The organism is Bradyrhizobium oropedii, from assembly GCF_020889685.1.
Taxonomy (GTDB): domain Bacteria; phylum Pseudomonadota; class Alphaproteobacteria; order Rhizobiales; family Xanthobacteraceae; genus Bradyrhizobium; species Bradyrhizobium oropedii.
Genome location: NZ_JACMYO010000065.1, coordinates 1 through 12,522 on the forward strand (window position 1 = coordinate 1; position 12,522 = coordinate 12,522).

Consider the following 12,522-nt stretch of genomic DNA (forward strand, 5'->3'; position numbering starts at 1 on the left):
GCTGAGGCCCCGACCGTCGGTCAGGCGGCTGCATCGCCGGCGGCGCCCCCGCCCGCGATCCTGCCGACCCAGGAGATGCCGAAGGTGCAGGGGTTGGAATAGCGCCAACCGGCAACAAAAAACGCCCCGGTTTCCCGGGGCGTTTTCGCGTCCAGCCAATATCTGCTGACGCGGGAGGTGTTGCTTAGGCCGCGACCTTCGCCGAGCCGTCAACGACCTGCGGAGCCTTCTCGCTGCCGCCGATCGGAATGCTGCGGGGCTTCTTGGCCTCGGGAATCTCGCGGACGAGATCGACGTGGAGCAGGCCGTTCTCGAGCGAAGCGTTCTTCACTTGCACGAAGTCGGCAAGCTGGAAGACGCGCTCGAAGGCGCGGGAGGCGATGCCGCGATAGAGCACTTCGGAGCTGTTGCCGGAATTCTCGTTGGCGGTTTTCTCGCCCTTGATCGTCAGCGTGTTCTCCTTCGCGACGATCGAAAGCTCGGCCTGCGAGAAGCCGGAGACCGCAACGCTGATCCGGTAAGCATTCTCGCCGGTGCGCTCGATGTTGTAGGGGGGATAGCCGGGGCTGCCGTCCGAGGTCACCTGGTCGAGCAGGTTGAAGAGGCGGTCGAAGCCGACGGTGGAACGATAGAACGGAGTCAGGTCGTAGCTACGCATAGGGTAGTCCTCCATTGAGCGACTGTTTCAGTTACCCGCCCGCCAATCGGGCCGGGCTTAGATGTGTGCAGCCTGATGTTCCGGTTCCGAAACACTGGTAGCGGCCTGCACTAGGGTGATATGGGAGAGGTCACGTCGCGTTCAAGAGGCGGAAACCGCGTCGCTTTTTTGGCGCTGGCGCCCTTGATCTCCACCCTGTCCCTTCACGCCCGGTCTCCCGCATGACGCTCGTCTCGATCCCTGCCAACCCGGTTCCGGACGACGTTGTCAGTGGCACCATCAAGACATCAGACGGAGCCGAATTGCGCTTCGCGCGCTGGGCGCCGCCGCCCGGACGCAAGGGCACGGTCTGCGTGTTCGGCGGACGCGGCGAGATGATCGAAAAATATTTCGAGACCGTGCGCGACCTGCGTGACCGCGGTTTTGCGGTGGCGATGATCGACTGGCGCGGGCAGGGCCACTCGTCGCGGCGGCTGCGCGATCCGCGCAAGGGCTATGTGCGCGACTTCGCCGACTACGAGGTCGACGTCGAGGCCTTCGTGCAGCAGGTGGTGCTGCCGGATTGCCCGCCGCCCTATTTCGCACTGGCGCATTCGATGGGCGGCGCGGTGATGCTGCGGGTTGCGCATGCCGGCAAGCGCTGGTTCGACCGCATGGTGCTGTCGGCGCCGATGATCGACCTGCCGCGCGGCCGCGTCTCGTTCTTTCCGAGCGCACTGCTCAGGATCATGCGCTTGACCGGGCAGGGCGGCAATTATGTGCCGGGCGGCAGCAGCGAACTGGTCGGGCTCGCGCCCTTCATCGGCAATCCCGTGACCGGCGATCCGGTGCGCCACGCCCGCAACGCGGCGATCCTGGAAGAAGACCCGACGCTCGGGATCGCGGCGCCGACGATCGCCTGGGCCGACACCGCGTTCACCGCGATGCGCACGTTCCGCGGCATGTCGTATCCGTCAGAGATCCGCCAGCCGATCCTGATGCTGGCGGCGAGCAATGACGAGGTGGTGTCGACGGCCGCGATCGAGGAGTTCGCCTATCATTTGCGCGCCGGCTCGCATCTCGTGATCGCCGGATCCAAGCACGAGATTCTGCAGGAGCAGGATCGCTATCGCGGGCAATTCTGGGCGGCATTCGATGCCTTCGTGCCGGGCACGCCGCTGTTCAAATGATCAGCATTTGATCCTGACGCGTTTACTTCACGCGAGCCGGTGTCCACTTCGCTTGGTGCGAAGCCCACTCCCTGAAAGCATTCGGACTCAGCCGTTGAGCAGCGCGACGATCCGGTCCGGAAAGCGCTCTTCCACGAACAGGGTCCTGACTTCGGCGACGCTAAGATAGCGGTCCTTGCCTTCGCCCTTGCCCATGATGTCGAGCAGCACCGGCCACTCGCCGAGCATCAAGAGCGGATAGTAGCAGTGCAGGATGCCGTAGGACGGCGGATGCTCGTCCTTGGCGCGCTGGAAGTTTGCCGCCATGAAGATCTTGATCTCGGCGGCCGACAGCCCGCGTTCGATGCTGCCGTCGGGAGCCTTGTAGTCCGAGCCGAAGGTGGCGAGCCGCGCGATCTCGTCCTCATGCACCACGGCATGCTGGTCGAGGATGCGCGAGCCGGCGCCGTGCTTGTCGAGCGGGCCGTTGCGCAACTCGTCGAGGATCGCGCCCTGCAACAGGCTGCGGATCTGGCTGAAGGGGCCGATGCCGTTGGCCATCTGCGCGACCATGAAGATCTTCGCGCCGGCGTTGAGCGCCGCAAGGCCGGTCTTGCCGGTGGCGCGGTCGATGGTTTCGGTCAGCTTCGGCAGTGGTACGACATGGCCGCCGACATAGCTGCCAGCGACCAGCGCGCGCAGGAATGGGCAGGGATTGTCAGGGGAAACCTGCGGGGCGGGCGCCTCGCTTGCAGCCGTATCGGACATCAAACCACATCCTGAAAAGCGTCAGCCTAAAAAGCATCCGTTACCGGTGGATGAATTCGCTCAGGAATCAACGGCGAATTTCGATGTGGATGCAACCAGAGCGAGTTTGCCGAAGGGGAGGCCGGCTTTCAAGAGGCCGTCGCGATAATGCGCAATGTCCGCCGGGTTCTTCCAGTGGAAATTGCGCAAATGACGCTCCACCGTCAGGTCGGGGTGGTCAGCGAGCAGTGCTTCGGCCGCCTGCGCGGCCTCGTCGGCGCGGCCAAGCTGGGCGAGCGCCGCGGTGCGCACTGCAAGGCACTGCAGATGGTTCGGGTTGAGATACAGCCCTTCGCGCGACCACGACAGCGACGCGTCGTATTGCCCGAGCAGGTAATGGCTGAACGCGTTCAGCGCGGCCCATTGGTAGCGCGGGTCGCTGTTGCCGCGCTGGACCGCCGTCGAGAACAGCTCGACTGCCTTGCGGTGGTCGCCGATCACCATGTGGCAGATTCCGAGTACGCCGCGCGCGCCCATGTCGTAGGGATTGAGTTCGATCGCCCGCTTGATGGCGTCCATCGCGGCTTCGTAGTGGCCCTGCATCGCATGCAGATAGGCCAGCAGCGAAAACGCGAACGACGAGCGCGGGTCGAGCCGGACGCTGCTCTCGGCCAGGCTGACCGACGAGGCCCACAATTCGCGCGTGCTCGGAATCCAGCCGAACTGGATGCTCTGGATCTGGATCAGCGCGAGATAGGCGCGCGCGATTGACAGCGCGGGGTCGAGCTCGATCGCCTCCTTGAACAGCGCGATCGCGGTTTCGCAATCGTCCTTGGTCTGGTGGTAGTAGTGCGACAGGCCCTTCAGGAAGCGATCCCACGCGGTCAGTTCGGCGTTCGGCGAGCGCGCCGGCGCCGAGGCCTCGGCGCGGTAGATCTCCTGCGCGACGGCGGCGGAGAGGTTGGCGGTGATCTCGTCCTGCATCGCGAACAGGTCGCCCATGTCGCGGTCGTAGCGGCCGGTCCACAGCTGCTCGCCCTTCTCGGGCGCGATCAGTTCGGCGGAGACGCGGATCTTGTTGCCGGCGCGGCGCACCGAGCCCTGGATCAGATAGGTCGCGTCGATCTCGCGCGCGATCAGGCGGGTCGAGACGTTCTTGCCCTTGTAGGCGAACGTCGAATTGCGGCTCAGCACGCGGTAGAACGATTGCAGCGACAGCGCGTGGATCAGATCCTCGGTCAGGCCGTCGGAGAAATATTCGTCGGCGCCGCCGCTCAGATTGTCGAACGGCAGCACGCCGACGATCGCGGTCCGGTATTGCCCCGGCAGATGCGGACCGTCGTCCGGAGCCTGTTCCTTTGTATCGGATCCGGCCGGTGCCCAGGTCCAGACATTGACCGGCTCGGCGATGTTCTTGAAGCGGTGCGGCCCGGCATCGATGAGGGTGACGGCAAGCCGCCGCCCCGCTTCGGTGCGGGCCTTGTCCGACACGGCGATGCCGCCGGGCGTTGCGACCGTCTCGAGACGGACGGCGATGTTGACGTCGTCGCCGAACACCTCGTCCTCGTCGGCCATGACGTCGCCCATGTGGACGCCCATCCGGAAGTGCATGGCGCGGTCGGCCGGCAGATGTTCGTTACGCTCGGCCATCAGCGTCTGCATGGCGACGGCGGCTTCGATCGCGCCGATGATGCTCGGAAATTCCAGCAGGAAGCCGTCGCCGGTGTTTTTGACGATTCGGCCGCCATGGTTGAGGATGATGGGGTAGATCGCGCTGCGATGCGCCTTGAACGAGGCATGCGTCCCCGCCTCGTCGACCCCCATCATGCGGGAATAGCCGGCGATGTCAGCGCAAAGAATGGCAGCGAGCCGTCTTTCCATGTCTCCTGTGCCCTGGAATGGCCACTCAGCCGTTGTGACCGAATCCGATACTTACAAGACAGGCCGGGTTCGGCGGAAGCCCGGTTTGCAGGCACCTATAATGCATTGTAGCAGGAATTGGCATGCGACCAACGGATCGTACACTCGTTTCTCTACCGAATTCGTGTGTCGCCGGGATGGCGCGGGTCTGGCTGATCGTCCTTTCGGGGCGATTACTTACATAGGTTAATCTGGCTGACATGCTGGGAATTCACGAACTTTGGCTCTTCGTCCTGTCCGGCCTGCTGCTCAACATCACGCCGGGGCCGGATACCGCTTATATCATTGGGCGCACGATTCAGCTCGGATGGCGCGGCGGAGCGGCTGCGGCGATCGGTATCAGCTGCGGCTGCCTGGTCCATGTGCTGGGCGCGGCGATCGGGCTGTCGGCGCTGCTGATGGCCTCGTCGACCGCCTTTCTGGCCGTCAAGCTGATCGGCGCGGCCTATCTGGTGCTGACCGGACTGCAGATGTTGTTGTCGCGCGCCAAGCCGATCGCCGAGATCGCGGGGCAAGGCGACGAGACCTCGATCTCGCGTGTGTTCTGGCAGGGGGCGCTGACCAACATCCTCAATCCCAAGGTGGCGCTGTTCTTCCTGGCCTTCCTGCCGCAATTCGTGGCGGCGGACTCAGCCCACAAGACGCTCGCCTTCCTGGTGCTCGGGCTGATCTTCATCACCGGCGGCACGCTGTGGTGCTTTGGTCTCGCGGCCTTTGCGGCGCGGGCCGCCGGACGCATCCGGCAATCGGCCGGCGTGATCGCCTGGATCAACCGCTCGCTCGGCGCGCTCTTCATCTATCTCGGCATTCGCGTCGCCATGCTGGAGGCGCGCTAGCCGTCGCCGAAGCGTTTTCGAGCGAAGTGGCTTACCGGTTCGCGCGAAGAAAACGCGTCAAACAACAATCTACCCGTGGATCTTGAGCAGCGCGCTGCCGGCGAGATAGATGCCGAGCAGGATCATCGAGATCAGGAACCAGCGGCGGAAGACGTCGGGCTGCATCCGTGTGCGGACGGCCTGGCCGATGAACATGCCGGTGAACGACGCCACCATCGCGACCGCACCCGGTAGCGCGGTGGCCGCCGTCAGCAGGCCCGATGCCGTGAGGTTGAAGGCGAGCGCCACGGTCGCCGTCGTGAAGAAGACGCCGAGCGCCTGCACCAGCTCGTCCTTCTCCATGCCGATCGCCTGCATGAACGGCATCGAGGGGATGACCTGAACGCCGGTTGCCGCCGAGATCAACCCGGTGATGACGCCGACGATGCCGCCGACCCATTTCTCGTCGCGCCGCCTGACCTTGAAGTTGAACCTGCTCAGGCCGACGATCGCGTAGATTACCAGCAGCGCGCCGAGCACGACGGTGCCGTAGGCCGCATAAGGCCCGGTCAACAGCCCGGCATTGATCCAGATACCGACGACGGTGCCGAGCATCAGCGGCCACAGCCGCTTGATGATGTCGCGCAGATAGGGGCCGACGAAGGTCTGCCAGATATTGGTGACGACCGCCGGCACGATCACGATCGCAATCGCCTGGCCTGGACCCATCGTGGTTGCCAGCAGCCCCATCGCGACGGTCGGCAGACCGAGACCGAGAGTGCCCTTGACGAAGCCGGCGAGCAGGAAGGCGAAAGCGATGAAGATCAGGAGATGGTCGACCATGGCTGCACGTTGACCGATCGATGCGATCGGCACAATCTGGAGGTTACGGAGATAGCCTTCGGACAGCCCGAAGGGCGGGGGTGGGTAACGTCATGCGGTTCGACCTGATCGACTTGCAATTGTTCATCGCGGTGGCGGATGCGCGCAGCATTACCCAGGGCGCGGTGCGCGCCAACCTTGCGCTAGCCTCGGCCAGCGAGCGAATCAAGGGCCTCGAGGAAGCGCTCGGCGTCGCGCTGCTCAAGCGCGGCCGGCGCGGCGTCGAACTGACCGCAGCGGGCGAGAGCCTGCTCGGCCATGCCCGAATCGTGCTCCACAATGTCGAGGCCCTGCAGAGTGATCTCGCCGCCTATGCCAGCGGTGTCCGCGCCAACGTGCTGCTGCTCGCCAACACCTCGGGCCTGTCGGAGCATCTGCCGCGGGCGCTGGCGGCATTCCTGCACGAGCATCCCGATATCAGCGTCGACGTCGAGGAGCGCGAGAGCACCGATATCGCGACCGCGATCGCCAGCGGGGCTGCCGACCTCGGTTTCGCCGCCGAACACGCGCTGCCCGACAGCGTCGAGCGCTTCCTGTTCAGCGAAGACCGGCTGATGCTGGTGGCGCCGCGGCGCAGCGATCTCGGCGGCCGCCGCCAGATCGATTTTCAGGAAGTGGTCGGCCGCGATTTCGTCGGCCTCACGGCAACGTCCGCGCTGCAGGTGCATATTTCCAGGCACGCGGCGAAGCTCGGTGCGCGGCTGCGCTTCCGTGCCCGCCTGCGCGGCTTCGACGCCATCTGCCAGATGGTCGCCGCCGATGTCGGCATCGCTGTGGTTCCGGAAACCGCGGCGCGGCGGTGCGCTGCGGCGATGCCGATCACAACAATCCGGATCCGCGATGCCTGGGCCAACCGCCGGTTGACGATCTGCGCCCGCAGCTTCAAGGCGCTGCCGCGGGCGGCCAAGCAACTCGTGGAATATCTGCGGGCCGAAGCGCAGCGCTGACGGCATCCTACTTCGCCGTCACCACGCCGGCGTCCTGGATCACCTTGGCCCATTTCCTGATGTCGGCGGCGACGAAGTCGCGAAAATGCTCCGGGCTGTCGCCGACGAGTGTCAGGCCTTGCTCGGCGAGTTTTGCCTTCACCGCCGGATCAGCCATCGCATCGGTGGCGAGCTTGTTCAGTCTTGCGACGATCGCCGGCGGCGTACCCGCGGGCGCGACCATGCCGTACCAGTTCTCGATGATCAGGTCGGGCATGCCGGCTTCCGCCGTGGTCGGCACATCAGGCGCGGTCGGGGCGCGCTCGCGCCCACCGAGCGCAATCGGCCGCAGCGAGCCTGCCTTGATCTGCGGCAGGATCACCGGCAGGTCCAGAAAAGTCATCTGCACCTGCTGACCCAGCAGATCGTTCACCGCAGGGGCCGCGCCGCGATAGGGCACGTGCACGATGTCGATCCTGGCCGTCAGCTTGAACAATTCGCAGGCCAGATGCGGCAGGCTGCCCGGGCCAGAGGAGGCGAAGTTGAGCTTGCCCGGCTGTGCCTTGGCGAGCGCAACGAGCTCGCTCATGTTGTTCGCCGGCACGTCGGTGGCGACCACCAGCATCTCCGGCACGGTGGCGACCAGCGTCACCGGCGCGAGATCCTTCAGCGTGTCGTAGGCGACCTTTTCCATGCTCGGGCTGATTGCGAGCGCCCCGGCGCTGGCAATCGCGACCGTGTAGCCGTCGGGCGCAGCCTTCGCGACCGCATCGGTGCCGAGCACACCGCCCTGGCCGGCGCGGTTGTCGACGATGATCGGCTGCTTCACCAGCTCCGACATCTTCTGCCCGATCACCCGCGCGATGATGTCGTTCGGCCCGCCGGGCGGGAACGGCACGATCAGCCGGATCGGCTTGGTCGGGAACTCCTGGGCCGAGGCCGTGATGGGTGCGACAAGCAGGAGAAAGACTGCCAGCAGCCTGCTGCAAATCGTCATGTGCGCCCATCCCTGACTTTTCTCGTTGCCGTCAGGATGGGCGCAGTTCAATTGCGCGGCAACTCACGAATCACGCCGAGACAAATCAGGCCAGGAAAATCAGGCGTTGAGCAGCTTCATTGCGGCTTCGTGGACGCGTGGGTCGCCGGCGGCGATGATGCGGCCGCCGCTTTGTGCCGGCTTGCCGTCCCAGGTGGTGACGACGCCGCCGGCACCGGTGACGATCGGGATCAGGCCGGCAATGTCGTAGGGCTTCAACTCGGTCTCGACCACGAGGTCGAGATGGCCGGCGGCCAGCATGCAATATGAGTAGCAGTCGCCGCCGTAGCGCGACAGCCGTGCTGCATTCTCGACGCGGCCGAAGCGGGCGCGGTCATCCGGATTCATCAGCAGCGGGCTGGTGGTGAAGACGGTCGCTTCCTTCAGCGTGGCGCAGCGCCGCACCGAGAGCCGCCGCTCGCCGGACGGCCCGGAGTAGTTCGCCGAGCCGTTGTCGCCGGAGAACCGCTCGCCGATATAGGGCTGGTGCATCATGCCGAATACCGGCGTACCTTTGTGCAGCAGCGCGATTAGCGTGCCCCAGATCGGAAAGCCGGCGATGAAGGACTTCGTGCCGTCGATCGGATCGAGCACCCAGACATAGTCGGCGTCCTCGCGCTCATTGCCGAATTCCTCGCCGACGATGCCGTGCTGGGGGAAGTTCGCCTTGATCAGCCGCCGCATCACGGCTTCCGCGGCCCGGTCGGCCTCGGTGACCGGATCGAAATCGTTCGAGCTCTTGTTGTCGACCGAGAGCGAGGTGCGGAAGAACGGCAGGATGGTTTCGCCGGATGCGGTCGCGAGGCGGCCGATGAAGGCGGTAAAGTCGATGACCGTCACGGCATGTCCCTGAAATGCGCAAACGGCGCGGTAGAAACCGGATCTGCTCTTGCCTAGCTCAATCCAATGCGGCGCGCACGATTAACGGAGCGTTATCCCAGCCCGATGATCCGGTTCCGGGCTTTCGATTTGGTTCGGATTCGAAAGTCTCGACGGCTCCGGGGCGGATCACGAAGTTGCGAGTTCTGGTATACAAGCTATGCGCAGAGCGCCGACTGATCGGATTTTTCTCCGTAAACATTTGATATTTAACGGATTAATTCGGTATCGCGGCCGTGTTGCAGATTCGCCAGACTTACCAACATTGCGCGAGAAATGTTTCGAAAGTTCTTGCGTTTTGTGCAGCGCGGTCGCATATTGTTGCGGTGCGGTAGCGCCTCGCGCTATCGCTGCCCTCCTTGGGCGTTTCCTCCCTAGACTTGGGCCGCTTGTTCATTCAAGCGGCCCTTTTTTCTTGGGCCGTCTCTTTATCTCTTCGGACGTCTCGGCTCCGCATTGAATGCGAACCCGGATTCCACTTCTCCGCTCAGGCTACGTCAGCAAACCGAATTCTAAGTTCACGACTTCGTCGTGCCTCGGATCAAAGTCGTCTACTCACTCCGCCGCCGCCTGGAACGGGCCGAGATCCCCGAACGGAATTTTCGCAAGCGCATCCGCCAGGGTCGCGAAGTCGGCCGCCACTTGGGCGAAGCGCGGCCCGCGCTCGCGGCGGCGCTCATCCATATAGACCGCGCGGTTGAGCTCGATCTGCACGGTGTGCAGGCCGCTCGCCGGATTGCCGTAATGCTCGGTGATGAAGCCGCCGGCATAGGGCTTGTTGCGGCCGATCGAATAGCCGAGCGAGCTCATGATCTCCTCGACCAGATCGGGCAGCAGCGGCGCGCAGCTCGTGCCATAGCGGTCGCCGATCACGACGTCGGGCCGGCGCGGCTCGTCGCGCGATACGCCGACCGACGGCATCGAGTGGCAGTCGACCAGAATCACGGCGCCGAACGCCTGGTGCGCCTTGTTGATCAGCCGGCGCAATGCGCGGTGATAGGGCTTGTACAGGACCTCGATCCGCCGCAGCGCTTCGTCGACCTCGAGCCGCTCGCGGTAGATCTCCTGGCCGTCGCCGACCACCCGCGGGATGGTGCCGAGGCCGCCGGCCACCCGCATCGAGCGCGTGTTGGCAAAGCTCGGCAGCCGCCCGGTAAACATCCGCGGGTCGAGCTCATAGGGTTCGCGGTTCACGTCGACATAGGAGCGCGGGAAGTTAACCCGGACGATCGGAAAGCCGCGATCGCTCAGGCCCGCGATCAACTCGTCCATGAAGCTGTCTTCGGAGCGGCGCAGCGACGTCACATCGATTCGCGACGCCTCGACGAATTCGGCAGGGTAGACCGAGCCCGAATGCGGGGAATTGAAGATGATCGGCGCGCGCCAGGCCTGCGGCTCAACGATCTCGAACGGGGGCGACAACTCGCCAGCAAATTCGGTCATTCCCTTGGCGCCGTCCCTTGCGTCCGCCTCGCCCCGCAAGAACTGATTCTGCCGGAAAAGCGGAGATTTATGGGCGGGCATTGTCGGTAATCGCGATCATTCTGCCAAGTGAAAAGAGTGCCGTATCGGCTGGAACGCGTCCTAAAGGCAGGAAATGCCGCACAAGGTTGCTTCGACCCGTGGTTCAGTCCACAAATAGGCCGTGCCCGACGCCTCAGGCTTGACGTAAATTTCACCCGAAATTTACCGACTGTCGGGCTTACTGTTCGGACTGCTCCTCAAGCCGGATTCGACGATTCCTGCCATGCCGAAAATTCTTCTCGCCGAAGACGACACCGATATGCGCCGCTTCCTGGTCAAGGCGCTCGAAAATGCGGGTTTCAAGGTCTCGCCGCACGATAACGGCATGTCAGCCTACCAGCGGCTGCGCGAGGAGCCGTTCGAAATGCTGCTCACCGACATCGTGATGCCCGAGATGGACGGCATCGAGCTGGCGCGCCGCGCCGCGGAACTCGATCCTGATATCAAGATCATGTTCATCACCGGATTTGCCGCGGTGGCCCTCAATTCCGATTCGGAGGCGCCGAAAAACGCCAAGGTGCTGGCCAAGCCCGTGCACCTCAGGGAATTGGTTAGCGAAGTGAATAAGTTGCTGGCGGCCTGATTCGCCAAAAAACCTTCACTTTGTATCCTTGCCTGCCCCGCCGGCGTCCGTTATAGGGACCCGATCCAAACATGGCTTTGGGTGCGTAGCTCAGCGGGAGAGCACTACCTTGACATGGTAGGGGTCACAGGTTCGATCCCTGTCGCACCCACCATCCTTCGCTCGCGAAGCGAGAGAAGGATGCCACGCCGAAGCCCAACGGGCGAAGGCGGGCCTTCGGCCGTGAGCTTCGGCTCGGCAAGCCAGGCTTCACGCTATCCTATGTCGGGCTTCGCGCGGCGCAGCCACGCGGAGACCTTCAGGTCGAAGCGTGTCCGGCGTAGCTTGAGCTTGCGAAAGCGAAGACTGTCGCCGCAAGCAAGCCTATCGTCGCGAAGCGTGAGAAGGATGCCACGCCGAAGCCCAACGGACGAAGGCGGGCGCTTGGCCGCGCGATTCGGCCAGGCAAGCCACGCTTCGGAATGAAGCGGCCGCCATCTGATTCAACCTGTCAAACCGCTTGTTCGGTGTCGTCACCGCCACCGGGTCTCGCCTTCGGCGAGCCCGATGACGGGCTCCTGCACTTCGTGCTCTCCCCGGCGAGACTGGGCTTGCTTGTCACCGTCTTCGCCAGACGCAGCGCGTCTTGCGAAAAAGACACCTGCCACCAGGGCGTCAGGACCACACGACTTCGCCGTCCGCCTTGCGTGCACTCGTCAGTCGCACGCGCAGCGTCCACTGCATCTCACACCGCGTTCGTGACGATCGCGAAGCGCCCTCGATCGGGTGAGACGGCGGATTTATAGCACTGAGTTGTCTTACTGATAAACCGAAATATGTTTGCTGCGGGCTTGCGCCGTCGGGCAACTCAGTGATCCGCCGTCCCGATCGCCTGACGTCCGGCGGAGTGCTCCTGGCGCCGCTGGTCCGGCGCGGCGTCTTCGCCGAAGAATGTGATGACCCATTATGACTTTCGTCATCTCGTCGTTCATCTGAGAATGCAGCAGCGTGCCACAACATGCGCGCCTCGTGCAGCTCGCGTGCTTCGTTCGCATAGACCGCATTCACATCGCAGTGGTGGACTGCCACATGATTGGGCAAGCGTCTTCAGGCGCGGTCGACGACACACCCGTGCGCCGGATTCTCGATGTGTCATGTACCGTGCTTAGATCTCTTCCCTGTTGCGACACGTGTTTCGTCTCAGCGCGGAGATCGAGAAAATTTTCTGAAGACTGCGCGATGATGCGTTGCCCGTTCGCATCGCATGAGGGCAATCTTGGGTTTCTTCACGACGCGCATTGCCGCCCCTCTGGTTCTTGCGCGGATTGTACTCTAGATCAGTCAGGCCGACTTGGTGACGGAGCTTCCGCGCCCGAATGCGGCAATGACGCGACAATGAAGAATGCCATGTGTGAGCACGACTGC

11 protein-coding genes and 1 tRNA gene are annotated in these 12,522 nt (G+C 63.9%); 5 read left to right on the forward strand and 7 right to left on the reverse strand.

Annotated features, from left to right (window positions below; translation table 11 throughout):
• Positions 1–184: 184 nt before the first annotated feature.
• Positions 185–658 (reverse strand): Hsp20 family protein, encoded by a 474-nt coding sequence (locus H8A95_RS19485; protein WP_229184553.1) that lies wholly within the window; start codon positions 656–658, stop codon positions 185–187.
• 221 nt (positions 659–879) lie between these two features.
• Between H8A95_RS19485 and H8A95_RS19490 the strand changes: the two genes are divergently transcribed.
• On the forward strand, positions 880–1,827 hold the full coding sequence (locus H8A95_RS19490; RefSeq protein ID WP_229184554.1) for an alpha/beta hydrolase: 948 nt from the start codon (positions 880–882) through the stop codon (positions 1,825–1,827).
• Between the two features lie 87 nt (positions 1,828–1,914).
• Here the strand turns inward: H8A95_RS19490 and H8A95_RS19495 are convergent, their stop codons facing one another.
• Positions 1,915–2,574: a hypothetical protein gene (locus H8A95_RS19495; protein WP_229184555.1), complete on the reverse strand. Its 660-nt coding sequence runs from the start codon at positions 2,572–2,574 to the stop codon at positions 1,915–1,917.
• 60 nt (positions 2,575–2,634) lie between these two features.
• Positions 2,635–4,434, reverse strand: a complete 1,800-nt coding sequence (locus H8A95_RS19500) for an adenylate/guanylate cyclase domain-containing protein (protein WP_229184556.1) — start codon at positions 4,432–4,434, stop codon at positions 2,635–2,637.
• A 239-nt stretch (positions 4,435–4,673) separates the two neighbouring features.
• On the opposite strand from H8A95_RS19500, the gene H8A95_RS19505 reads away from it, so the two are divergent.
• A complete protein-coding gene (locus H8A95_RS19505; protein WP_229184557.1) occupies positions 4,674–5,309 on the forward strand; it encodes a LysE family translocator in 636 nt (211 codons plus the stop codon).
• Between the two features lie 69 nt (positions 5,310–5,378).
• Here the strand turns inward: H8A95_RS19505 and H8A95_RS19510 are convergent, their stop codons facing one another.
• On the reverse strand, positions 5,379–6,131 hold the full coding sequence (locus tag H8A95_RS19510; RefSeq protein ID WP_229184558.1) for a sulfite exporter TauE/SafE family protein: 753 nt from the start codon (positions 6,129–6,131) through the stop codon (positions 5,379–5,381).
• Between the two features lie 92 nt (positions 6,132–6,223).
• On the opposite strand from H8A95_RS19510, the gene H8A95_RS19515 reads away from it, so the two are divergent.
• On the forward strand, positions 6,224–7,117 hold the full coding sequence (locus H8A95_RS19515) for a LysR family transcriptional regulator (protein WP_163159437.1): 894 nt from the start codon (positions 6,224–6,226) through the stop codon (positions 7,115–7,117).
• Between the two features lie 7 nt (positions 7,118–7,124).
• On the opposite strand, the gene H8A95_RS19520 is transcribed toward H8A95_RS19515, so the two are convergent.
• The 3 genes from H8A95_RS19520 to H8A95_RS19530 all read right to left on the reverse strand — a co-directional run bounded on the left by H8A95_RS19520 (position 7,125) and on the right by H8A95_RS19530 (position 10,454).
• Entirely contained in the window at positions 7,125–8,093 is a 969-nt protein-coding gene (locus H8A95_RS19520; protein ID WP_229184559.1) for a Bug family tripartite tricarboxylate transporter substrate binding protein, read from the reverse strand.
• Positions 8,094–8,192: 99 nt separating this feature from the next.
• Entirely contained in the window at positions 8,193–8,972 is a 780-nt protein-coding gene (hisN, locus tag H8A95_RS19525; protein ID WP_229184560.1) for a histidinol-phosphatase, read from the reverse strand.
• A 594-nt stretch (positions 8,973–9,566) separates the two neighbouring features.
• The gene (locus tag H8A95_RS19530) at positions 9,567–10,454 is read right to left on the reverse strand and encodes an N-formylglutamate amidohydrolase (RefSeq protein WP_229184561.1); all 888 of its coding nucleotides are present in this window, start codon (positions 10,452–10,454) and stop codon (positions 9,567–9,569) included.
• Between the two features lie 304 nt (positions 10,455–10,758).
• On the opposite strand from H8A95_RS19530, the gene cpdR reads away from it, so the two are divergent.
• Complete coding sequence (gene cpdR / locus H8A95_RS19535) at positions 10,759–11,118, forward strand: cell cycle two-component system response regulator CpdR (protein WP_106323871.1); 360 nt, start codon at positions 10,759–10,761, stop codon at positions 11,116–11,118.
• Positions 11,119–11,197: 79 nt separating this feature from the next.
• Positions 11,198–11,272 (forward strand) — tRNA-Val (locus H8A95_RS19540).
• The last annotated feature ends 1,250 nt before the right edge of the window (positions 11,273–12,522 follow it).